Source organism: Schlegelella aquatica (assembly GCF_026013905.1).
GTDB classification, from domain to species: Bacteria; Pseudomonadota; Gammaproteobacteria; order Burkholderiales; family Burkholderiaceae_C; genus Caldimonas; species Caldimonas aquatica.
This window is the reverse complement of record NZ_CP110257.1, coordinates 18,541-41,512: the sequence shown is the minus strand read 5'-3', so window position 1 is coordinate 41,512 and position 22,972 is coordinate 18,541. Positions and strand designations below refer to the sequence as shown.

19 protein-coding genes are annotated in these 22,972 nt (G+C 72.6%); 7 read left to right on the top strand and 12 right to left on the bottom strand.

Features of this window, described 5'->3' with window-relative positions; all coding sequences use genetic code 11:
- Positions 1-38: 38 nt before the first annotated feature.
- The gene (locus OMP39_RS00190) at positions 39-950 is read right to left on the bottom strand and encodes a YihY/virulence factor BrkB family protein (protein ID WP_264892811.1); all 912 of its coding nucleotides are present in this window, start codon (positions 948-950) and stop codon (positions 39-41) included.
- A gap of 94 nt (positions 951-1,044) precedes the next feature.
- Here OMP39_RS00190 and OMP39_RS00185 point away from each other — a divergent pair, with 94 nt between their 5' ends.
- Positions 1,045-2,925, top strand: a complete 1,881-nt coding sequence (locus tag OMP39_RS00185) for a L,D-transpeptidase family protein (protein ID WP_264892810.1) — start codon at positions 1,045-1,047, stop codon at positions 2,923-2,925.
- A gap of 42 nt (positions 2,926-2,967) precedes the next feature.
- Here OMP39_RS00185 and mepK read toward each other — a convergent pair whose 3' ends face one another.
- Positions 2,968-3,510, bottom strand: a complete 543-nt coding sequence (gene mepK / locus OMP39_RS00180) for a peptidoglycan L,D-endopeptidase MepK (protein WP_264892809.1) — start codon at positions 3,508-3,510, stop codon at positions 2,968-2,970.
- A 319-nt stretch (positions 3,511-3,829) separates the two neighbouring features.
- On the opposite strand from mepK, the gene OMP39_RS00175 reads away from it, so the two are divergent.
- Positions 3,830-4,324, top strand: a complete 495-nt coding sequence (locus OMP39_RS00175; protein ID WP_264892808.1) for a CBS domain-containing protein — start codon at positions 3,830-3,832, stop codon at positions 4,322-4,324.
- A gap of 139 nt (positions 4,325-4,463) precedes the next feature.
- On the opposite strand, the gene OMP39_RS00170 is transcribed toward OMP39_RS00175, so the two are convergent.
- The 8 genes from OMP39_RS00170 to OMP39_RS00135 all read right to left on the bottom strand — a co-directional run bounded on the left by OMP39_RS00170 (position 4,464) and on the right by OMP39_RS00135 (position 14,092).
- The gene (locus OMP39_RS00170) at positions 4,464-6,320 is read right to left on the bottom strand and encodes a glycosyltransferase (RefSeq protein WP_264892807.1); all 1,857 of its coding nucleotides are present in this window, start codon (positions 6,318-6,320) and stop codon (positions 4,464-4,466) included.
- A 134-nt stretch (positions 6,321-6,454) separates the two neighbouring features.
- Positions 6,455-8,299, bottom strand: coding sequence for an AMP-dependent synthetase/ligase (locus OMP39_RS00165; RefSeq protein ID WP_425340647.1), 1,845 nt, complete (start codon positions 8,297-8,299; stop codon positions 6,455-6,457).
- Positions 8,300-8,581: 282 nt separating this feature from the next.
- Positions 8,582-9,691, bottom strand: coding sequence for a hypothetical protein (locus OMP39_RS00160; protein WP_264892805.1), 1,110 nt, complete (start codon positions 9,689-9,691; stop codon positions 8,582-8,584).
- Positions 9,685-10,035, bottom strand: coding sequence for a metal-sulfur cluster assembly factor (locus OMP39_RS00155; protein ID WP_264892804.1), 351 nt, complete (start codon positions 10,033-10,035; stop codon positions 9,685-9,687). The genes OMP39_RS00160 and OMP39_RS00155 overlap by 7 nt, the downstream gene beginning before the upstream one ends.
- Positions 10,019-10,588, bottom strand: a complete 570-nt coding sequence (locus OMP39_RS00150; RefSeq protein WP_264892803.1) for an RrF2 family transcriptional regulator — start codon at positions 10,586-10,588, stop codon at positions 10,019-10,021. Before OMP39_RS00150 ends, OMP39_RS00155 begins: the two co-directional genes overlap by 17 nt.
- An 85-nt stretch (positions 10,589-10,673) precedes the next feature.
- On the bottom strand, positions 10,674-12,956 hold the full coding sequence (locus OMP39_RS00145; protein ID WP_264892802.1) for a nitric-oxide reductase large subunit: 2,283 nt from the start codon (positions 12,954-12,956) through the stop codon (positions 10,674-10,676).
- Positions 12,957-13,017: 61 nt separating this feature from the next.
- Positions 13,018-13,290, bottom strand: a complete 273-nt coding sequence (locus OMP39_RS00140) for a DUF2249 domain-containing protein (protein WP_264892801.1) — start codon at positions 13,288-13,290, stop codon at positions 13,018-13,020.
- 226 nt (positions 13,291-13,516) lie between these two features.
- A complete protein-coding gene (locus OMP39_RS00135; RefSeq protein ID WP_264892800.1) occupies positions 13,517-14,092 on the bottom strand; it encodes an Rrf2 family transcriptional regulator in 576 nt (191 codons plus the stop codon).
- Positions 14,093-14,190: 98 nt separating this feature from the next.
- On the opposite strand from OMP39_RS00135, the gene OMP39_RS00130 reads away from it, so the two are divergent.
- On the top strand, positions 14,191-16,326 hold the full coding sequence (locus tag OMP39_RS00130) for a hypothetical protein (RefSeq protein WP_264892799.1): 2,136 nt from the start codon (positions 14,191-14,193) through the stop codon (positions 16,324-16,326).
- Positions 16,327-16,339: 13 nt separating this feature from the next.
- Here OMP39_RS00130 and OMP39_RS00125 read toward each other — a convergent pair whose 3' ends face one another.
- Positions 16,340-17,551, bottom strand: coding sequence for a urate hydroxylase PuuD (locus OMP39_RS00125; protein WP_264892798.1), 1,212 nt, complete (start codon positions 17,549-17,551; stop codon positions 16,340-16,342).
- Positions 17,552-17,590: 39 nt separating this feature from the next.
- Entirely contained in the window at positions 17,591-17,950 is a 360-nt protein-coding gene (gene uraH / locus OMP39_RS00120) for a hydroxyisourate hydrolase (protein ID WP_264892797.1), read from the bottom strand.
- Between the two features lie 63 nt (positions 17,951-18,013).
- Here uraH and OMP39_RS00115 point away from each other — a divergent pair, with 63 nt between their 5' ends.
- The 4 genes from OMP39_RS00115 to OMP39_RS00100 are packed head-to-tail and all read left to right on the top strand — an operon-like array spanning position 18,014 to position 22,876.
- The gene (locus OMP39_RS00115; RefSeq protein WP_264892796.1) at positions 18,014-18,847 is read left to right on the top strand and encodes a GntR family transcriptional regulator; all 834 of its coding nucleotides are present in this window, start codon (positions 18,014-18,016) and stop codon (positions 18,845-18,847) included.
- Between the two features lie 29 nt (positions 18,848-18,876).
- Positions 18,877-19,848 carry an allantoinase PuuE gene (gene puuE / locus OMP39_RS00110; protein WP_264892794.1) on the top strand — a complete coding sequence of 324 codons (972 nt, stop codon included), beginning with the start codon at positions 18,877-18,879 and terminating at the stop codon, positions 19,846-19,848.
- A 2-nt stretch (positions 19,849-19,850) separates the two neighbouring features.
- Positions 19,851-21,626, top strand: coding sequence for a 2-oxo-4-hydroxy-4-carboxy-5-ureidoimidazoline decarboxylase (gene uraD / locus OMP39_RS00105; protein WP_264892792.1), 1,776 nt, complete (start codon positions 19,851-19,853; stop codon positions 21,624-21,626).
- Complete coding sequence (locus tag OMP39_RS00100) at positions 21,623-22,876, top strand: M20 family metallopeptidase (protein ID WP_264892790.1); 1,254 nt, start codon at positions 21,623-21,625, stop codon at positions 22,874-22,876. The genes uraD and OMP39_RS00100 overlap by 4 nt, the downstream gene beginning before the upstream one ends.
- The last annotated feature ends 96 nt before the right edge of the window (positions 22,877-22,972 follow it).

Genomic DNA, 22,972 nt, shown 5'->3' with positions numbered 1-22,972 from the left:
CAAGCAGTATCACTTCAGCGCGGCCTCGGCACGCCATCTCAGCGCGCAGCCACCCGCACCCTGCGGCCGGACACGCGCGGTGGCGCAGCCGGCCGCGTCTGCCCGCGCAGCGAGCCGAGCGTGTGGGCGTACACCGAGGTGAACTCGGCCCCCAGCAGGAAGATCTGCGCCGAGTAGTACACCCACACGAGCAGCACCACGAGCGACGCCGCGGCGCCGAAGCCGGAGGCGACCGCGCTCGTGCCGAGGTACAAGCCGATCAGCGTCTTGCCGATGGTGAACAGGGCCGCCGTCACCACAGCGCCCACCCACACGTCGGGCCACTGCACGCTCACCCGCGGCATGAACTTGTAGATCATCGCGAACATCACGGTGATGATCGCGAAGCTGATCGCGAAGTTGAGCACCTGCGCGACGATCTCCCAGCCGCCGAGCATCGGCCCCCACCACTGCCCCAGGGCCGCGAGGGCGGCGCTGGCGATCAGCGAGACGAGCAGCAGGAACCCGAAGGCCAGGATGAGCCCGAACGAGAGCAGCCTCGCGCGCAGGAAGCGCCACAGGCCCTGCTGCGCGGGCGGCTCGGGCGCGCGCCAGACGAGGTCGAGCGCGCGCTGCAGCTCGGCGAACACCGTGGTCGCGCCGATCAGCAACACCGCGACACTGCCCACGGCCGCCCAGCCCGGGCGCACGCGCTCGCTCGCGCTTTCGAGCAGGCCCTGCACGGCCGCCGCACCTTCCTCGCCGAGCAGGCCGCGCAGCTGCGCGAGGATCTCGCCGCGCGCCGCCTCCTCGCCGAACACCAGCCCGGCGATGCTGACGACGATGAGCAAGAGGGGCGCGATCGAGAACACGGTGTAGTAGGCGAGCGAAGCGCCCATGCTGGAGGCGCTGTCGCGCGACCAGGACAGCACCGATTCCTTCACCAAAGGCCAGATCTGCGCGGATTTCATGGAGCCGGCGAGCCGCGGACGAAAGCCGCCTCGCCGTCGTTCTTCGCGGCAAGGCTTGTGCCTGCGGGCATCCCGTCTGCTATACCGGAAAGCGATGATCGTTCACCTGACCCTGCGGCGCCTGCGCGCCTGCATCACCGCCTCCCTCGGCCTTGCGGCCGAGCCGCCCCCACCCCGATTGCGCCCCTGGCGTGAACGCCTGCGCCCGGTGCTGCGCGCGGGCTCGCTGGCGGGATCGCTCGCGCTCGGGCTCGTCGGCTGCAGCGAGCCGGGCGGCCCGCTGGCCCCTGAGTTCCGTGCTCGGCCCGACGCTGCGGCCTCGGCCCCCGAGGCGCGCGCGACGGCGGCCGGTGGTGAGGCGGTCGAAGGCCGCGACGAGAAGCCCGCGGTGCTCGCCGCGCTCGGGGCGCTGAGAGCGAACGAGGCCGAACGCCAGGCCTTGCAGGCCCTGTATGCGCCCGAGGGCGGCTCGCGGTGGTGGACCGACGAGCGCGGCGGCCTCACGGCCCGGGGCCGGCAGGCGCTGGCGCTGCTCGCCGCCGCGGCCGACGACGGGCTGGAGCCGGCCGACTACCAGGCCCGCGAGCTGCAAGAGGCCCTCGCCCGCCCGGCCACCGCCGAGCAGGGCGCCGCCTTGGAGCTGCGCATCAGCCTGTCGGTGATGCGCTACCTGCGCGATCTGCAGGCGGGCCGCGTGGAGCCGCGCAGCGTGGGCTTCAAGCTGCACGGCGGCGGCCCGGGGCTGGACCTGGCGGCGCAGGTGCGGCAGCTCGCGACGGCGCCCGAATGGGATGCGGCGGTGGCGGCGCTGCGGCCGGCGTGGCCGCAGTACGCCGCCCTGCGCGAGGCCTTGCGCCAGTACCGGGATCGGGCCGCACGGGAAGGCGAGGCCCCGCCGGTGCCGGTCGTGACTCGCGTGCGGCCCGGCGAGCCCTATGCGGGCGTGCCGGCGCTGCGGCAGCGACTCGCCCTGCTCGGCGACCTCGAACCGGGCCTGGCAGCGGCGTCGAAGGCGCCAGCGTCGGCGCCCGCCGCGTCCGGCCCCGCCGACGGCGAGCGCGCCTCCACGCCGCGCTACGAGGGCGAGCTGGTGGAGGCCGTGCGGCGCTTCCAGGCGCGCCACGGGCTGGAGCCGGACGGGGTGCTGGGCAAGGCCACCTTCGCCGCGCTCGACGTGCCGCTGGCCGACCGCGTGCGGCAGATCGAGCTCGCGATGGAACGCCTGCGCTGGGTGCCGCGCATCGCCGAGCGCTTCGTGGCGGTGAACATCCCGATGTTCCGGCTGTGGGCCGGCGACAGCCCGGCCGCCACGTCGCCGCCGCTGGCGATGCGGGTGATCGTCGGGCGCGCACTGGACACCGAGACGCCGGTGATGTTCGACCAGATGCGCTACCTCGTCTTCAGCCCGTACTGGAACGTGCCGCGCTCGATCACCCGCAACGAGATCCTGCCGGCGCTGCGGCGCGACCCTCACTACCTGGAGCGCCATCAGATGGAGCTGGTGCGCGGCGATCGCGACGACTCGCCGGTGGTGGCGGCCACGCCCGAGGCGCTCGAGGCCTTGGCCCGCGGCGAGCTGCGTGTGCGGCAGCGCCCCGGCCCGAAGAACTCGCTCGGCCAGGTGAAGTTCATCTTCCCCAACGACGCGAGCGTCTATCTGCACGGCACGCCGGCGCGCGAGCTGTTCGGCCGCGACCGGCGGGACATGAGCCACGGCTGCGTGCGGGTGGAAGACCCGGTGGCGCTGGCCCAGTGGCTGCTGCACGACAAGCCGCAGTGGACGCGCGAGCGCATCCTGGAGGCGATGGAGGCGGGCCGTCCGACGCAGGTGGACCTCGGCCGGCCGGTGCCGGTGCTGCTGTTCTACGTGACCGCGATGGTCATGCCCGACACCGGCGCGGTGCACTTCGCGCAGGACATCTACGGGCACGACCGGCGGCTGCTGGAGGCGCTGGCGCGCAGGCGCCCGTCCTGACACCGGCCCCCGCGGTGCCCGCACTCCGAGGCGCGGCCGGCCTCACCAGAACCGCACGCGGCCCGTGTCCAGGTGCACGAAGTTCGACGCCGGGTAGTACCCCACACCGCCCGCGCGCAGCGCCAGCGCCGCGGCGCGCAGCTGGGGCAGCGCCACGTCGCCCAGGCGCACATCGATCGCGCGGCCGTCCATGTGCAGGCTGCGCGTGGCCACGCCATCGCTGCGCTCGCGCAGCGCCGCATTGGTGCGCGGCGAGCGGTAGCCCGAGATGATCTCGAACGGCCGCTGCGTGCCGGTGAGCGTGGCCACCCGATGCAGCACGTCCAGCAGCTCGGGGTCGATCGGATGCACGTCGTCGGTGCGGAAGTCGCGCAGCAGGCGGTTGACGGCCTCGAGCGCGTCGGGCAGGTAACGCCCGGCGTCGAAGTACTCGACGCTCAGGCGCTCGCCCGTGTGCAGGTGTAGGAATTGCAGGGCCCGGGGGGCGTCGGCGCGGGCCCGGGCCGCCAGCGGCAAGGCGGCAGCGGCGGCGCAGGCGCCGGCTTGGAGGAGGAAACGGCGGCGGGTCGGTGGTGTCACGGCCATGGCAAGCGGCAGGGCATCGCCAAGCGATGCTCGGTCGTAGGGGAGGATCGGGGCGCCCCGGCGGCCGTTGCACGCCACCGCCGCACGGGCGAAGGAGCGTGAGTCTGGCCTGGGCCGGGCGCAGGGGTCAACTCGCCAACATTTACCACGACGGCACGCGGGGTTGCTTGCGAGCAGGCAAGCAAGGGCGGCCCGGCCGTGGAATGCGCCCGCTCCGAGCCGGTGGTGCGCGAAGGCCATAGACCCCGCGCCCGGCCCGGAACGCCGCTTGCCGCACACGGGCGTCCCGTGCGCAGGGACGCCCGCAAGGAGGACGACGATGCGCCTGGTCGCCGACGTGATGACCCCCGCGCCCCGGTGCCTGGCCCCGGACGACTCGGTGCGGCAGGCCGCACAGGTGATGGACGAGCTCAACGTGGGGGTGCTTCCCGTGTGCGAGGGCCGCCGGGTGGTGGGCATCCTCACCGACCGCGATATCGCGGTGCGCGTGATGGCGCGCGCGCTGCCCGTCTCGACGACCCCCGTGCATGCGGTGATGAGCCGCGACGTGCTGTGCTGCTACGAAGACGTGCCGGTGGAAGAAGCCGCGGCCCTGATGCGGCGCGGGCGCGTGCGCCGCATGCCGGTGCTCGACCGCCGGCGTCGTATCGTCGGCATGGTCTCGCTCGGCGACGTGGCGACCAAGGCCAGCGCCGAGCTCGCCGGTCAGGCCTTGCAAGAGATCACCGAGCCGACTGCTGCCGGCTCGGGGCCCGACCAGGCCGTGCTGCCCCGGCGCCGCGGAACGCGCTCACCGGGCACGGTGCTGAAGTAGCCCCGAACACCTGGGGGTCGCCTGCCGATCGCCTGCTGATCCGGCTGCCCGTCGCCTGTGAGACCGGCCGCGGGGAGCCGGGCCGTGACCCCCTCGGGGGGTGGGGCGCACGCCCCGGGGGAAGACACACATGGCCGGCTCACGCCACGCTGCGCACCGCCGGGCGCGCGCAGGCGATCACTTGGCGGAAGAACTCGACGAGCTGCGGCACGTGCCGGTCGAAGCAGAAGTGCTCGCGCACCTGCCACACCCGCTGGCGCAGCCGCTGCATCGCTGCGACGTCGCGCAGCTGCGCCGCGAGGTCGTCCGGGTCGTCGAAGAAGAGCCCGATCCCCAGCTCGCGGCACAGCCTGTGCGTGGCCACCGTCGCGCCGTCGTTGCGCCGCTGGATCATCGGCAGCCCGGCGGCGGCCAGCGTGGCCATGCGCGCCGGGTAGTTGAGGTCGTCCCAGTTGGCACGGCGCAGCTCGCCCGCGTTGGTGCTGCGAAAGCTGTGCAGCCAACCGGCGTCATAACGCGAGAACTCCCGCACCCAGCCGCGCGCGTCGACGTTGGCATGCAGGTGCAGGTGGCGCGGCGCGAGGCGGCGGGTGCGCTCGATCCATTCGCGCCACTGGCCGTGCGTGAAGTCGCCGTAGAAGTGCAGGTGGATGCCGCGCTCGGCCAACGCGGCCACGTCCGGCGGATGCAGGCCGATCGGCCGCCCGGGCACCACCGTGTGGATCTCGCCGTCGCTCTCGCTGATCGGCACGCACCGCGGTGCGTCGAACCAGTCCCGCTTGGGCAGGTCGCCGTCCAGCACGTGCGTGGGTCTGCTGCGCGACAGGCCGGGCACCACGGTGTCGAACCAGTCGCGCATCTCCGGGCTGCTGAAGATCTGCCCGTCGCAGCCCTGGTGCAGTTCGATGAGCTCGCGCCACGTGCCTTTTTCGAGACAGATGAACGGCCCTTCCTTGAAATGCCACACGAACGGGATGCCGCGCGTGGCCTGCATCACCTCGTGCGCGAAAGGCACGGCCTGCCAGTTCAGCAGCGCATAGATGAGGTCCGGTTGCAACTCGCGCACGGCGCGCCGCCAGTCCTCGCGAGGCAGCTCGCGCACATGGCCGAAGGGCAGCGGCCCGACGCTGTTGTACCAGTAGGGTTTCGGCATCCACAGACCCCAGAGGCGATGCCCCGCCTCCTCCAGCGCGAGCACGCGGTCGGCGTTGTAGGCCAGCTCGCCCACCAGCAGGATCTTCAGCCCGTCGCGCGCGGCCGGCGTGTCGGCGCGCTCGCGCGCGGGGCCGTACTGAGCCGGCTCGTCGATCAGCTGGCCCACCGTGCTGTGGAAGCGCAGCGGCGTGCGCACGCGGTAGTGCTGCCGGAAGGGGTTGATGCCGCCCACCGGCTCGCGCATCAGCTTGTGACGCTGGTGCGGGTGGTCCACCCACTCGCAGCTCACGCGCGAGGTCGCCACGAACGCCCCGTGCGCACGCAGCTTGTGCCAGTACAGCCGCTCCAGGTCGTCGGACTCCAGCTCGTCGCGCTCCGTCCAGCGTTCGGGCAGGCGCCGGTGCATGCACTGCACCAGCTGCAGCGGCTCGCCGGGCACCGGGCCCGCGCACTCGCGGTTGTAGTGGTGGCGCACCCCGCTGTAGGCCAGCACGGCCTCGGGGTGGGCGTCCAGCGCCGCCTTCAGCCCGGCCAGGTGCTCGGGCCAGTACAGGTCATCGCTGGGCAGGTACGCCACGAGCGGCGCCCGGGCGCGCGCCAGTGCCTCGTTGATCGCGCGCCCCAGGCCCCCCTCGGCGATCCGCTCGTAGTGCACGCGGGGGTCGGCCAGCCAGGGCTGCACCGCCCGGGCCGTCGTGCCGCCGGGGCTCGCATCGACGATGACGAGCTCCCACTCGCCGTAGGTCTGCGCGCACAGGCTGTCCAGGGCGCGGGCGATGAACTCGGGCTGCTCGTAGGTGGGCATCAGCACGCTGACGCCCGGGCAGGCGGGGCGGGGCATACGCTCTCCTCATCGGCCGCGCGAAAGGCGCGCCGCGGCGCCAGCGGAGCAAGCCCGGTGCCCGCCGGCCCACGGGGTGCGCAAAGGGCCACGACCGCGCCGCGGCGGGCCGGCCCCCGGCACGGGCGGGCGGTTCAGCCGCGCCGTGACGACGAGTACAGCCGCTCGACCGCCCCCGCGTAGCGGGCCTCCAGGTTCTTGCGCTTGAGCTTGAGCGTGGGGGTGAGCAGCGTGTTCTCGACCGTCCAGGGCTCGAGCAGCAGGATCGCGCCGCGGGGCTGCGCGTAGTGCGGGAACGAGGCGGTCAGCTCTCGCATGCGGCGCACGACCGCCGCGCGCGCGGCCTCGGCCTCCAGGCTGGCGGGTTGCTGCGGGTCGAGGCCCAGCGAGCGGGCGAGCGCGGCCCAACGCGCGGGCTCCAGCACCGCTGCGCAACCGATGAAGGGGCGGTTGTCGCCGAAGGCCCAGACCTGCGCGAACAGCGGATCGGCTGCGATGGCCTGCTCCAGATCGGCGGGCGCGATCTTCTCGCCGGTGGAGGTGACGATGATCTCCTTGACGCGCCCGAGGATGCGCAGCCGGCCGTTTTCGATCGCCGCCTGGTCGCCGGTGCGCAGCCAGCCGTCCACGAAGGCGGCGCGGGTGTCGTCCTCGCGGTGCCAGTAGCCGCGCATCACGCTCGGCCCGCGCACCAGCAGCTCGCGGTTGTCGCCGAGGCGCACCTCGACGCCGGGCAGCACCCGGCCCACCGTGTAGGGGTCGTTGTCGTCCGGCGCGTTGGCCGCCACCACGGGCGAGGTCTCGGTCATGCCGTAGCCTTGCACGATGGGCACACCCAGGCCCAGGAAGCAGCGTGCGATGGCTGGCGGCAGCGGCGCGCCCCCGCTGACGGCGATGCGCAGCCGCCCGCCGAACTGCGCGCGCAAGGTGCGCGCCACCAGACGGTCGAGCAGCGGCCATTGCAGGGCGTCGAGCCAGGCCGGTGCGGGCTGCTCCAGCGGCAGCCCCTGCGCGCGGCAAAAGCGCCGCCAGCCGACCCGCACCGCGTGCTCGAACAGGCGCTGCTTCCACGGCCAGGCGGCCAGCACCGTCTGCACCTGCCCGTACACGCGCTCGTAGATGCGCGGCACCGACACGAGGATGGTCGGCCGCACGGTGCGCAGGTCTTCGGGCAAGTCCTTGACCGAGCGCGCGAAGGCCACGGTGCAGCCGGCCGCCACCGGCAGGTAGTAGCCGATGGTGCGCTCGAAGGTGTGCGACAGCGGCAGGAACGAAAGGAACACCTCGTGAGGCTGCGGCACGACGCGCTGCAGCGTCGCGCGCACGTTGGCCAGCACGTTGCGGTGGGTGAGCATCACGCCCTTGGGCTTGCCGGTGGTGCCCGAGGTGTAGACGATCGCCGCCAGGTCGTCTTCGCCCGGCCCCGCGGTCGAGGCCTCGCCGGGCGCCCGCGCGCCAGCCTCGTCGAGCCAGCGTGCCGCACCGACGACGCGCACCGGGCCCGATTCGTCCAGCTCCGGCGCCTCGACGACGACCACGTGCTTCAGCGCGGGCATCGGCTCGCCCAGGGCGGCGATCGCGTCCCACTGCCTGCGCGACTGGACCACGAGCACCGAGGCCTCGCTGTCGCGCAGGATGTAGGCGATGCTGCCCGGGTTGTCGATGAGGTGCATCGGCACCGGCACGCAGGCCTCGGCGAGCGCGGCCTGGTCGATGCACACCGCATCGAGCCCGTTGGGCAGCAGCACGGCGACGCGCGCCTGACGGGGCAGGTGCAAGGCGGCGAGCGCCGCGCGCCAGGCGGCCACGCGCTCGCCGATCTCGCGCCACGTCAGCTCGCGCCAGCGGCCGGTGGCCTCGGCCTGCCGGTAGGCCGGCCCATGTGGGGTGGTGCGCACACGCCAGGCGAACAGCTCGGCCAGCGTGCTCACGGCATCGGGAGGCAGCGCCGCGCCCGTCGAAAGGGCGCCTGCGCTCACGGAGGGATTGCTGTGCATGAATGAGACGACGAGCAAGGAGGCGGCACCCGGGTGCCGCGAAGGGCCGCCAGCATACCCGAGGGCGGGCGCACTGCCCGTCTCGTCTCGTGACGCCCGCCCCGGCGCCGCAAGGTGCCCGGGGCGGCCCGCCTCCCGAAGCCGGCGGCTTGCATGTTCGCCCCCGGGGCGTGCGCCCCACCCCCCAAGGGGGGTCACGGCCCAGTCTGTCTGCCATCGTGGCCTCGCTGCAGCGAAGCCGCACGCCCGGCGCATCCCGCGGGCTCACCTCGTGTGCAGGCGCTGCCAGCGCCGGCGCGCCTGCACCAGGCACAGCGCGAAGACGACGAAGGCCACCACATGGCCGAGTGCGCCGGCCGCGCGCCAGGCCGGACCCGCCCACGGTGCGACAGAACGCGCCACCAATGAGACCTGCAGCAACACCAGCGGCAGGTAGAACACCCCCGCGTACTCGAGCTTGACCCCGACGACGGCCGGCAGGATCACGAGGGCGTGGGCCATCACCATGCTGATGACGAACCCGAGGCCCAGCGCATGCAGGGCGATGTCGCGCACCGGCTCACCCACGGCCGCCAGGGCCCATGCGGCCCCGCCCACCGCGAGCCACGCATAACCGAGCAGCAGGCACACGGCCATGTAGCGAGGCAAGCCCGTCGCCCGCACCGTGCGCCGCGCGATGTCGAACGCGCCGAGCCACGCCGCCAGTGCGACGAGCGCTGCGCCGAAGACGAGGTGCCCCGCGCGCGCCGCGGCGAAGCTGACCGCGGCGCCCGCATACAAGGCCACAAGCACCGCCACGAGCAGCGGCGCCGCCGCGCGCCGGCGCTGCATCAGCCGCGTCATCTCCAGCCGTTCGGCCGCGATCGTCACGACGAGGAAGGTGAACCACCAGGCATGCACGCCGTCGTGCCGCACGCCGGCCGCCCACGCCCCCGCGCCCATCACGAAGGCCATCGCCGCAGCGAGCAAGAGCGCCGTGTGCAGTGCAGGCTGCCGGCGCACGATGAGGGCGCTGTCGAGCGTGAAGGCCAGCGCGCCTGCCACGAGCAGCCACGCACCGGCCGCTTGCGCACCGAACACGAGCAGCACCGCCGCCGCCGCGGTCGCCGCGGGCGCCGCATATGCGGCCGGGTGGCCCAGCGCCACGGCCCGCTCCAGCCCGATCACGGTGCCGAAGAAGGCGCCGATCATCAGCGCCGCATGCTGCACCCCGGCCCAGGCCCAGGCCGCCCCTTCGACCGGCACGCCGGCGCGCAGCAGGCCGCCGCCCACCCCCAGCACCAGGGCCGCGGCCGCCCCGAGCGCCAGCGCCACCCGCCACCGTGCCTGCGCGCGGCGCCGGTCGGCACGGCGGGCCGGGCCGGCGCTCACCATCCCATGAAGCGCCGCGCCCGGGGGCTCAAGCGCGCCGGCGTCCAGGCGGGCTCCCAGGTCAGTTCGACCTCGGGCTCGCGCTCCGGCAGGAGGCGTTGCAGCGCCGCCTCGACCTCCTCCAGGATGAGGCCGGCCGCCGGGCAGGCGGCCGAGGTCATCGTCATCAGCACGTGCACGCGCTGCGGCTCGACGCGCACCCGATAGACGAGGCCCACGTCCACGATGTCCAGCGCCATCTCCGGGTCCACCACGCCATGCAGCGCGCGGTCGATCGGCTCGCGCAGCTCGGGCGGGCCTTCGTACTCGTAGGCCGGCGGGGCGGGGGCATCATCGTCCAAGGGCATCGGGCCACTCCTTCGCAAGGGTCGGGGCGCCCGCGTCGTCGGCCGCGTCTGGGGGCGTGTGCGGCCCACTCGCACGCGGCACGAACAGCACGGCGCGCAGGCGCTGCGGCTCTTGCACCAGGTCCTGCACGGTGTGGCGGTCCAGCACGCCGAAGAAGGCCGCGACCGCCTCGCGCAGCACGCCTTGCAGGCCGCACATGTCGGCGATCGAGCAAGGCGTGCGCCCAGCCCCGGGCCGGTCGGCCGGCTCCAGGCCCTGGCGCGGGCGCGCCTCGAAGCATTCGGCGAACGCGCCCTCGCCCTCGGCCCGCCGCACCACCTCACCGACGCCGATGGTGCCGGCCGGCCGTGCGAGTTGCAAGCCACCGCCCTTGCCGCGCACCGTCACAACCCAGCCTTGCCGTCCCAGGAAGTGCGCCACCTTGGTCAGGTGGCTTTCCGAGATGTCGAAGGCGGCGGCGATCTCGCCGACCGTCGCGCGCGGCTCGCCGCGGCCCGCGGCCAGGAAGATCAGCACGCGCAGCGCATAGTCGGTGAAGCTGGTCAACCGCATGGCGTCCCCATCGAGCACGGTGGGCCGGGCCGGCACCCCCCGCGGGCGGGCAGTGCGCCCGCCCCGGGGACCAAGATGTAAGGCCTCACGACCGCGCCGCCTTGGCGGCGGGCACGTCCAGCGTGCGCGGCTCACCCGAGTGGCGGCGCAGCAGGGCCGCGCCGTAGACGGCCAGGAACACCGCACCGGCGGCGAACACCACGTCGCCCGGCACACGCAGCCACACCAGCGCTTCCATCAGCTTCGAGTGCACGATCTCGGGCGAGCGGGCGTACCACAGGCCCTGGGTCACGCTGGCCCAGGCCTGGTAGATGCCGGCCGGCACGAGCGACATGAACACCATCATCGCCAGGCCCAGGTTCAAGCCCCAGAAGGCCGGCTTGAGCCACCGGTCGGCGTGCAGCTCACGGGCATAGAGGCCGCGCAGGCAGAACAGCATCAGGCCGATGCCGAGCATGCCGTACACGCCGAACAGCGCCGCATGGCCGTGGGCGGGCGTGAGGTTCAGGCCCTGCACGTAGTACAGCGAGGCCGGCGGGTTGATCGCAAAGCCCAGCAGGCCCGCGCCCACGGTGTTCCAGAAGCCCACCGCGACGAAGCACAGGATCGGCCACTTGTACGCGGCGACCCAGGGCGCGGCCTTGGTGCGCTGGTAGGTGGCCCAGCCTTCCAGGCCGATCAGGGTGAGCGGCACCACTTCGAGCGCCGAGAACACCGCGCCCACCGCGATCACCGACGTGGGGGTGCCGGTGAAGTACAGGTGGTGCAGCGTGCCCAGGATGCCGCCGAACAGGAACACGATGGTCTCCAGCACGATCGCGCTGTTGGCGGTGGCCGTGCGGATCAGGCCCAGGCGGGTGAAGATCAGCGCGATGACGGCCGTGGCGAACACCTCGAAGAAGCCTTCGACCCACAGGTGCACCAGCCACCAGCGCCAGTACTCGATCATCGAGTAGTGCGTGCCCTGGCCCCAGGTGAGCGAGGTCGCGTAGAAGCCGCCGATGCAGGTGGCCGACAGGAACACCATCGCGATCAGCCCGCGCGTCTCCGACGGACGCTTGAGCGCCGGCCACAGCGCGCGGCCCATCAGCAGCAGCCAGAACAGCAGGCCCACGAACAGCAGGATCTGCCACACGCGGCCCATGCTGGTGAACTCCAGCCCCTGGTTGCCGATCCAGAACGTGAAGTCGGCGCCCTGGCGTTGCAGGTGGCCGAGCCAGCTCGTGGCGGTTGAGCCGACGACGATGGCGATCAGCGCCCAGAACAGCACGTCCACGCCCAGCTTCTGCAGCCTGGGCTCCTGCCCCGAGAGCAGCGGCGCGATGTACAGGCCCGTGGCCAGCCAGGCGGTGGCGATCCAGAAGATGCCCACCTGGGTGTGCGCCGTGCGGCTCACCACATAGGGCAGCACCTCGGCCAGCGGCAAGCCGAACAGGCTCTGGCCTTCGACCGCATAGTGCGCGGTGACGATGCCCATGCCGATCTGCAGCAGGATGAGGCCGATCACCGCGAAGAAGTACTTGCGCGTGGCCCGCATCGAGGCCGTGGCCTTCGCGCCGAAGAGCGGGTCGGTCTTCGGCGCGGCCGGCTCCTCCTCGTGCTTGCGCGCGCTGTGGAACCACAACATCGCGGCGATGCCGCCCAGCAGCAGCACCACGCTCACGATGGACCACATCGCCGCCGAGGTGGTCATCGTGTTGCCCACCAGCGGCTCGTGCGGCCAGTTGCTGGTGTACGACAGGCCCTGCTCGCCCGGCCGGTCGGTGGCCGCCGCCCAGGCCGACCAGAAGAAGAACGCCGCCAGCGCCTTGCGGTCGTCGGCCGAGGGCAGCGCGTCGGCCGTCATCGCGTAGGCCTCGCGCAAGCCGTCGAACTCGGGGGCTGCGCCGAACAGGCCCGCGTAGTGCTGCGCCGTCTGCTCGATGGCCCGGGCACGCTCGCGCGAGACGACGATGACGCCGCGCGACCCGTCGTAGGTGTTGCGGCGGAACTCGCTCTTGACCCACGCGTCGAGGGCGCCGCGCTGCTCGACGCCCAGCTGCTCGTAGGGCTTGCCGTAGCGTTGCGCGGCCCCGAGGTCGCGCAACGCCAGCGCCTCGCGGTGCAGCCAGTCGGCCGACCAGTCCGGCGCGACGTAACTGCCGTGGCCCCAGACGGTGCCCAGCTGCTGGCCGCCGGCGGCGAGCCAGGCCTGCTGGCCGCGCGTGACCTCGCCCTCGCCGAACAGCACCTGGCCGTCCTGGCTGACCACCGCCTTGGGGATGGGCGGGGCCTGGAGGTGGATCTGCCAACCCAGGAAGCCCAGGGCGGCGAACGAAAGCAGGAAGATGACGCCCAGCCATCTCCACAGGGTGCGGGTGGATCTCATCGGGGAACCTCGTCGGTGGATGGGGAAGGAGGGCCGGCCGGGCGAGCCGGCCCCCGAGGGCTCATTGGCAGGAGCCGCAGCAGGTGGAGCCCGCCGCCGGCGCCAGCTTGACGATGCGCACGCGCCAGACCTCCGGGCCGCGCTCGAGGTAGTCCCAGCCGAACGCGCCGGGCAGCTCGGCCTGGAACTGGTAGTACAGCGGCTTGGGATCGTGGTCGTTCACCAACTCCATGGCGTGGCCCGGCTCGAGCTTCGCGAAGGTGGAGAAGATGAGCGGGTGCCGCTCGCGCGGCACGATGGTTCGCACATCGACGGTGGTGACGGTGAGGGTCATGCAAACGCTCCAAAGATGTATCTCTGATACAGCTATTCTGGGCGAGCCCCCACCCCCAAAGCAATACGATGGGTACATCTTTTTGAGCGAGGTCAAGGAGCGGCACCGGGCTTCGTGGAAGAAGCCCCGCCGGCGTGGAGACGCGCCTCCACCCACTCCTGGGTGCACTCTTGCAGCCCGAGGGGCTCGGTGCGCCTGCCTGTGATGCGCGCCGGGCGCGCGACACTCAGCGGTTGCGACTGCGGGACGCGGAGCGGCTCGCCGGGCGAGGCCGCGTCGCGGCATGGGCTGCCGGCTGGCCGACGATGGGGATGGTCTTGCGGGCCGCTCGCACCGGCGAGGCGCCACGTGCCGGCGCAAGCTCCATCCCGAGCAGCTGGGCGGCCGCGGCGGTGGAGCCCACCGCGTCGGCGAGCGTCATGCGGTCGAGCTCGCGCATGAAGGCCTCGACGGCGCGCTGCAAGCCCCGCTTGAGATTGCAGGTGGCGAGGATCGCGCAGTCGTGGACGGCGCCGCGCTCATGGCATTGCACGACCGAGAAGTCCTTCTCGGCCATGCGCACCACGTCGCCGATGGAGATCTGAGAGGGGGCCCGTGCGAGGCGCGCGCCGCCTGCGCGCCCGCGCACCGTCTCGATGAAGCCGTGCTGGCCGAGCTCGTGCACGATCTTCATCAGATGGTTGCGCGAGATGCCGTAGGCCCGCGCCATCTCGTCGATCGTGGCCACGCCCCCTTCGCGGTGCTTGAGCGCCAGGTAGATCAGCACCCGCAGGGTGTAGTCGGTGTAGACCGTAAGGCGCATGGCGGGGGCTCGGCGAAAAGATGTGCGGCGCATACATTCTAACTCACCCGTACCTGCGCGCGCGCCGCAGGCACGAAGAATGCCTCCGGCCTGGGCGCATGAAGACATCGACAGACACGCCGCACCGTTGGCAATTCGAACGCGCCGGGGGCATGGACCAGGTCGTCTTTCGCTCGGGCGCCGACATCCTCCGTCTGGACGAGCTGGACCAGACCTTGTGGGCCGCACTCGCCTGCCCGACCCGGGGGCTGGCGCTCGACGACCGCACGCTCGACCTCCTCGACACCGACGGCGACGGCCGCATCCGCCCGCCGGAGGTGCTCGCGGCCACGCAGTGGATGCGCGAGCGCCTGAAGGACGCCGACCGCCTGCTGCTCGGCACCGATCGCCTGCCGCTGGACGCGCTGCGCGACGACACCGCCGCGGGCCGGGCCCTGCGCGACGAGGCCCGGCGCACGCTCGAACTGGCGGGCCGGCCGTCGGCCCCCGAGGTGGGGCTGGACGACGTGCTGGAGCGGCTGCGCAACGTCCACCGGCAGCGCGCCAACGGCGACGGCGTGGTGCCGGCGAGCGCCGCCGACGACGAAGACCTCGCGCAACTGATCCGCGACATTCAGCGCACGCACGGCAGCACGACGGACCGCAGCGGCGAGCCGGGCGTCGACCTGTCGCGCGTGGAGGCGTTCTTCCGCGACGCCGAGGCCTGGGTCGCGTGGCGGGCCCAGCGGCCGGGGCCGCAGGCGCAGGTGCTGGGCCCGCACACCGAAGAGGCGGCCGCCACGCTCGCGCGCATCCGCCCCAAGATCGAGGACTACTTCACCCGCTGCCGGCTCGCAGCATACGACCCGGCGGCCGTGGGCGCGATGAACCCGACGCCCGAGCAGTACCGCGCGCTGGCGGCCGCCCGGCTCACGCCCCAGGCGGCTGCGCTGGCCGAGCTGCCGCTGGCGGTGGCGGCCCCCGGCCGGCCGCTGCCGCTCGTGCGCGAGGCGGTCAACCCCGCGTGGGCCGACGCGCTCGACGCCTTGCGCACGCAGGTGGTCGAGCCGCTGCTCGGCGGCTCGCGCGAGCGACTCACCGAAGCCGAATGGCACGAGCTCGATCGACGGCTCGCGCCCTGGCGCCGCTGGCTGGAGGGCAAGCCCGGCGCGCCGCTGGACGTGCTGGGCACCGCCCGCATCGACGACGTGCTGCGCCGCCCCGAACTGCGCGAGCGCCTGGTGCAGCTGATCGAGGACGACCGCGCCGCCGCCCCGCAGCACGACCGGCTGGTCGATCTCGAGAAGACGCTGCGCCTGCAGCGCGACCTGCTCAGGCTGCTGCACAACTTCGTCTCGTTCCGCGACTTCTACAGCCGCCGCGGCGCGATCTTCGAGGCCGGCACGCTCTACCTCGACGCGCGGCGCTGCGACCTCGCGGTGGACGTGTCCGACCCCGCACGCCACGCCACGCTCGCCGGGCTGGCCAAGGCGTACCTCGCCTACTGCGAGTGCCGCCGCGGCGCGCACAAGCGCACCATCGCCGTCGCCTTCACGGCCGGCGACGCGGACTTCCTGCTCGTCGGGCGCAACGGCGTCTTCTACGACAACGACGGCCTCGACTGGGACGCGACGATCACCAAGGTGATCGAGAACCCGCTGAGCGTGAGGCAGGCTTTTCTGGCGCCGTACAAGAAGTTCCTGCGCCTGGTGGAGGAGCAGGTGGCCAAGCGCGCGGCAGCCGGCGAGAAGCGCGTGCAGGAGCGCCTGAGCGCGGCGGCCACCGGCGTGGCGACGCTCGACCAAGGCGCCAAGCCCGGCGCCCCGCCCGCTGCGCTGAAGCGCCGTGTGGACGTGGGCACGGTCGCGGCACTGGGCGTCGCGTTGGGCAGTATCAGCACGGTGCTCGTCGCCCTCGTCACGCGCTTCATCGAGCTGGGCTGGTGGATCCCGGTCGGCGTGCTCGGCTTGATCCTGGCGATCTCGGGCCCGAGCATGTTGATCGCGTGGCTCAAGCTGCGACAACGCAGCCTCGCCCCGATCCTCGACGCGAGCGGCTGGGCCATCAACGGCCGGCTGCGCCTCAATGTGCCGATGGGCCGCGTGGTCTCGCGCACGGCGCGCCTGCCGCGCGGCGCCCGCCGCCGTGCGCCCGCGCTGGACGCGCCCCCGGCCGCCTGGGCACGGGCCTGGGCCGTGGGCGCGCTGGCGCTCGCCGGGCTCGGTGTCGCGGCGGCGGCGATGTGGCTTCCTTGAGAGGCGGCAGCCGCTAGTTCGCCGGTGCGCCGGCCTCGAACCACCGCTTGATCAAGGCCCGCTCGTCCTCGGTGATCTGCGTCGCGTTGTTGAGGGGCATGAGCTTGAGCACGGCCACTTGCTGATACACGGCCTGCGCGTGCTGACGGATCAACTGCGGCGTGTGCAGGGCCACGTTCTTCTGCGCGAGCTGGGCGTTGTGGCACATCGCGCAGCGCTGCGCCACCACCGCCTGCACCTCGGCAAAGCGCACCGGCCGCTGGGCCTGTGCGGGCGCCGGGGCCTGCGGCGCGGGCGCGAGCCACAGCGCCAGCCCGACCAGCACCGCGGTGCCGACGAGCGCGTGCTCCCACGGCGTGCGCTTGCCCTGCACGTGCGCCTTGTGGCGCGCGACGAAGCTGTGGCGGATCAACGCACCGGCGAGCATCAGCAGCACCAGCACCAGCCAGTTGTGCGGCCCGCTGTAGAGCCAGCCATAGTGGTTGGACAGCATCGCGATCAGCACCGGCAGCGTGAAGTAGGTGTTGTGCACGCTGCGTTGCTTGCCGCGCTGGCCGTGCAACGGGTCGGGCTGCTGGCCGGCGCGCAGTGCCGCCACTACCTTGCGCTGGCCGGGGATGATCCAGAAGAACACGTTGGCGCTCATCGCGGTGGCGAGCATCGCGCCCACGAGCAAGAAGGCCGCGCGCCCCGCGAAGAGCTGGCAGGCCAGCCACGAGGCGAACACCACGAAGGCGGACACCAGCACGCCGACGACGAGGTCGCCCCGAGGCCGCTGCCCGAAGGTGCGGCAGATCGCGTCGTACACCAGCCAAAAGGCCACGAGGAAGCCGAGCGAAGCGACGGCGGCCGCCGCCGGCGACCAGTCGTGCACGCTCTTGTCCACGAGGAACGTGCCGGCGTTGAAGAGGTACAGCACCGTGAAAAGGCCGAAGCCGGTGAGCCAGGTGGAATAGCTCTCCCAGTACGACCAGTGGAGCTTGTCGGGCAGCGGCAGCCAGCGCGGGGCCACCATGTACTTGTTGGAGTGGTAGAAGCCCCCGCCATGCACGGCCCACATCTCGCCGTCCACGCCTTTGGCTTTGAGGTCATCGTGCGTCGGCGGCGTGAGGCTGTTGTCCAGCATCACGAAGTAGAACGAGGCGCCGATCCAGGCGATCGCGGTGATGACATGGGCCCAGCGCAGCAGCAGGTTGGCCCAATCGAGCAGGTAGGCGGTGTCCATCGCAGGGGGTCGGGGCGATCGGGGAAGAAGGGGGCCCGCTCAGGAGCCGCGATAGGTGCCGTAGCTCCAGGGGCTCACGAGCAGCGGCACGTGGTAGTGGGCCTGCGCATCGGCAATGCCGAAGTCCAGCGTCACGGTGTCGATGAAGGCCGGCTCGGGCAGGCTCACGCCCTTCGCGCGGAAGTAGGGCGCCACCTCGAACAGCAGCCGCCACCGGCCCACCGCCATCTCGTCGGGGCCCAACAGCGGCGCGCCGCCGGTGCGGCCGTCGCTGTCGAGGGTGACGGTCTTCACCGTCTGGGCATGCCCGTCGGCGCCGACCTTCTGCAGCGTGACCTTCATGCCGGCGGCCGGACAGCCGTGCGCGGTGTCCAGCACATGCGTAGTCAAGCGACCCATGGGCATCTCCTTGCGATCCGCCGAAGTGTATACACTTTGGCATTCAATTTCGCCGTTGCCGCCATGCCCCGCCCGACCTTGCCCCCGAAGGCCGCTCCTGCGACGTCCTCTCGCCGGCCCCCGCCCGCCCCGGCGGCCGAGGCCCGGGCCGCTCACCTGCGGCTGGCCGTGCCCGCCTCGGCCGCGCCGGCCGACACACGGCGCGCGGCGGCGGCGCTCGCGCCCGGCGCCGCCCCCGGCAGCGCGACGGCCCGCATCGTCCAGGCCGTCACCGATGCGATCGTCGAGCGGCGGCTGATGCCGGGCACCAAGCTCGTGGAGCAGCAGATCGCCGACATCTTCGCCGTCTCGCGCACCGTCGTGCGGCAGGCGCTCAACCAGTTGAGCCGCGACCGGCTCGTCACGCTCGAGCCGGCGCGCGGGGCCTTCGTCGCGATGCCGAGCGTCGAGGAGGCGCGCCAGGTGTTCGAGGTGCGCCGCATGCTGGAAAGCGCGATGGTCCGGCAACTGGCCGCGCGCATCACCGATGCGCAGGTGGCGCAGCTGCGGCAGCACCTGAAGGACGAGCGCGCGGCGGTCGCCCGCATCGACGTGCCCGGCCGCACGCGGCTGCTGGCGGACTTCCACGTGGTGCTCGCGCGGCTGCTGGGCAACGAGGTGCTCGCGGAGCTGCTGGCCGACCTGCTCAAGCGCTCGTCGCTGATCTCGCTGATGTACCAGTCCTCGCACTCGGCCGAGCATTCCCAGCAGGAGCACGTCGAGATCGTCGATGCGCTCGAGCGCCGCGATGCCCGCGCCGCGGTGCGCCTGATGGAACGGCACCTCGCCAGCGTCGAGCGCAACCTGCGCCTCGACCCGCGCGCACCGGACCTCGCCGCGGTGCTCCAGCCGCGCTGAAGGCCCTTTCCACCCTGGACGCACGCCCGATGAGCCACCCCCGCTACCCCCGTGACCTGCGCGGCTACGGCCGCAACCCGCCCCACCCGCAATGGCCGGGCCGCGCCCGCGTCGCCGTGCAGTTCGTGCTCAATTTCGAGGAGGGCGGCGAGATGAGCGTGCTGCATGGCGATGCCGCCAGCGAGCAGTTCCTCTCCGAGATGTTCAACCCCGCCGCCTACCCGGCCCGGCACCTGAGCATGGAGAGCATCTACGAGTACGGATCGCGCGTGGGCGTGTGGCGGCTGCTGCGCGAATTCGAGCGGCGGGGCCTGCCGCTCACGGTGTTCGGCGTGTCGATGGCGCTGGAGCGCTGCCCCGAGGTGACCGCCGCCTTCGTCGAGCTGGGGCACGAGATCGCCTGCCACGGCTGGCGCTGGATCCACTACCAGACCATCGACGAGGCCACCGAGCGCGAGCACATGGCACGCGGCCTGGAGATCATCGAGCGGCTCACGGGCCAGCGCCGGGGCGACCCCGGGGCCGTGCACGGCGTGGGCTGGTACACCGGCCGCGACAGCCCGAACACGCGCCGGCTCGTGGCCGACCTGGGCGGCTTCGAGTACGACAGCGACTACTACGGCGACGACCTGCCCTTCTGGCTGCAGGTGCGACGCACCGACGGGCAGCTGGTGCCGCACCTGGTGGTGCCGTACACGCTGGACTGCAACGACATGCGCTTCGCGCTGCCGCAAGGCTTCTCGCACGGCGACCCGTTCTTCCAGTACCTGCGCGACGCGTTCGACGTGCTGTGGGCCGAAGGCGACGAGCGGCCGGCGATGATGAGCGTCGGCATGCACTGCCGCCTGCTCGGCCGCCCCGGCCGCCTGCGCGCCCTGCAGCGGTTTCTCGACCACATCCAGTCGCACGACCGCGTGTGGATCACCCGGCGCATCGACATCGCACGGCACTGGAAGCAGGTGCATCCGTTCGATGCGGCCACGGCCTTCGTCTGGGAGTGACGATGCTCACGCTCGATCGACTCAACGCCTGCGCGCCGGACGAGTTCGTCCGGCTGCTGGAAGGCATCTACGAGCACTCGCCCTGGGTGGCCGAGGGGGCATGCGCCCGGCGGCCGTTCAAGTCGCTCGCGCACTTGAAGCGCGCGATGGCCGAGGTCGTGCGTGAGGCTGGCCGCCAGCGCCAGCTCGCGCTCATTCGCGCCCACCCCGAACTCGCGGGCAAGGCGGCGATCGCGGGCGAGCTCACCGCCGAGTCCACCGGCGAGCAGTCGCGCGCCGGGCTTGCGCACTGCACGCCCGAGGAGTTCGCCACGCTGCAGCGGCTCAACGCCGAGTACAACGCCAAGTTCGGCTTCCCGTTCATCCTCGCGGTGCGCGGCCCACGCGGCACCGGCCTGGCGCGGCAGGAGATCATCGCCACGTTCGAGCGCCGGCTCGCCCATCACCCCGACGTCGAGTTCGCCGAGGCGCTGCGCCAGATCCACCGCATTGCGGAACTGCGCCTCAACGACAAGTTCGGCTTCGCGCCCCGCGAAGGCGAGCAGGTGTGGGACTGGGCCGAGCAGCTCGCGCAGCACACCGACCGGGGCTGCGAAGGCACCGGCCAGCTCACCGTCACCTACCTCACCGAGGCCCACCGGGCTTGCGCGCAGCGCCTGGCGCACTGGATGAAGGCCGACTGCGGCTTCGACGAGGTGGAGATCGACGCGGTGGGCAACGTGGTCGGCCGCTATCACGCCAGCCGCCCGGGCGCGCCGCGCCTGCTCACCGGCAGCCACTACGACACCGTGCGCAACGCCGGCAAGTACGACGGCCGCCTGGGCATCTTCGTGCCGATGGCCTGCGTGCAGGCGCTGCACCGCGCCGGGCGCCGGCTGCCGTTCGGCATCGAGGTGGTCGGCTTCGCCGAGGAAGAAGGCCAGCGCTACAAGGCCACCTTCCTCGGCTCCAGCGCGCTCACCGGGCAGTTCGACTCCGCCTGGCTGGACCAGGCCGACGCCGACGGCATCACGATGCGCGAGGCCATGCGGCAGGCGGGCCTGTGCCTCGACGACATCCCCAAACTGCGGCGCGACCCGGCCCACTACCTCGGCTTCGTCGAGGTGCACATCGAGCAGGGGCCGGTGCTGCACGAACTCGACCTGCCATTGGGGGTGGTCACCTCGATCAACGGCGGCGTGCGCTACCTCGGCGAGGTGGTGGGCCTGGCCAGCCACGCCGGCACCACCCCGATGGACCGGCGCCGCGACGCCGCCTGCGCGGTGGCCGAGCTCGCGCTCTACGTCGAGCGGCGGGCCGCGGCCGACGGCGATTCCGTCGGCACGATCGGCCTGCTCGAGGTGCCCCACGGATCGATCAACGTGGTGCCCGGGCGCTGCCGCTTCAGCCTGGACCTGCGCGCCCCGAACGACGCGCAACGCGACCGGCTCGCCCAGGACGTGGTGGCCGAACTCGCGCGCATCTGCGAGCGGCGCGGCGTGCAGCACCGTGTGGAGGAGGCGATGCGCGCCTCGGCCGCACCGAGCGCGCCCGCGTGGCAGGCGCGCTGGGAGCGCGCCGTCGAGGCCCTGGGGCTGCCGGTGCACCGCCTGCCCAGCGGCGCTGGCCACGACGCGATGAAGCTGCACGAGCTGATGCCGCAAGCGATGCTCTTCGTGCGCGGCGGCAACGGCGGCATCAGCCACAACCCGCTCGAGACGATCACCGCCGACGACGCGCAGCTCGCCGTCTCGGCCTTCTCGCACCTGCTCGAACAACTCGCGGCCGAACACGCATGAACGCCCCCGTCGCCCCCTCCACCGACCTCTACGGCGCGCTGGACGCCTGGATCGACGCGCACTTCGACGAGGAAGTCCGCTTCCTGCAGGAGCTGGTGCGCGTGCCCACCGACACGCCGCCCGGCCACAACGCGCCGCATGCCGAGCGCACGGCCGAACTGCTCGAGAGCTTCGGCCTGGCGGCCGAGAAGCACCCCGTGCCCGCCGAGGCGGTGCGCGCCCGCGGCCTGCGGTCGATCACCAACCTCGTCGTGCGGCGCCGCTACACCGAAGGCGGCCCCCTCGTCGCGCTCAATGCCCACGGCGACGTCGTGCCGCCCGGCGAAGGCTGGACGCGCGACCCCTACGGCGGCGAGGTGGTCGACGGCAAGCTCTACGGGCGCGCGGCGGCGGTGAGCAAGAGCGACTTCGCCACCTACACCTTCGCGCTGCGCGCGCTCGAATCGCTGGGCGCGCCGCTGGCGGGCGGCGTCGAACTGCTCTTCACCTACGACGAGGAATTCGGCGGCGAACTCGGCCCCGGCTGGCTGCTCGACCACGGCCTCACGCGGCCCGACTACCTCGTGGCCGCCGGCTTCAGCTACCAGGTGGTCACCGCGCACAACGGCTGCCTGCAAATGGAAGTGACGGTCCACGGCGTGATGGCGCACGCGGCCATCCCCGACACCGGCGTCGACGCCTTGCAAGGCGCCGTGCGCATCCTCAACGCGCTCTATGCACAAAACGAGCGCTACAAGGCCGTGCGCTCGCAAGTGCCCGGCATCACCTGCCCCTACCTCAACGTCGGCCGCATCGAAGGCGGCACCAACACCAACGTCGTGCCCGGCAAGGTGGTGTTCAAGCTCGACCGGCGCATGATTCCCGAAGAAGACCCGGCCGAGGTCGAAGCCGACCTGCGCCGCGTGATTGCCGACGCGGCCGCCGGCGTGCCGGGCCTGACGGTGGAGATCGAGCGCCTGCTGCTCGCCCAGGCGTGGAAGCCCGACGCGCGCAACGCGCCGCTGGTGCAGGCCCTGCAGCGGCACGGGCAGGCGGTCTTCGGCGAACCCATCCCCACCTCGGGCACGCCGCTCTACACCGACGTGCGCCTCTTCGGCGCGCGCGGCATCCCCGCCGCGATCTACGGCGCCGGGCCCCGCACCGTGCGAGAGAGCAACGCCAAGCGCGCCGACGAGCACCTCGTGCTCGAGGACCTGCGCCGCGCGACGAAAGTGGTGGCACGCACGCTGCTGGATCTTCTGAAGGGCTGAGGATTCAGCCCGCAGGCACCGAAGACACAGGAGGCGCGAAAGCCGCCGAAGACGTCTGGCGATCGCCAGCGATCGCCACCGCCCGCCACCACCGTC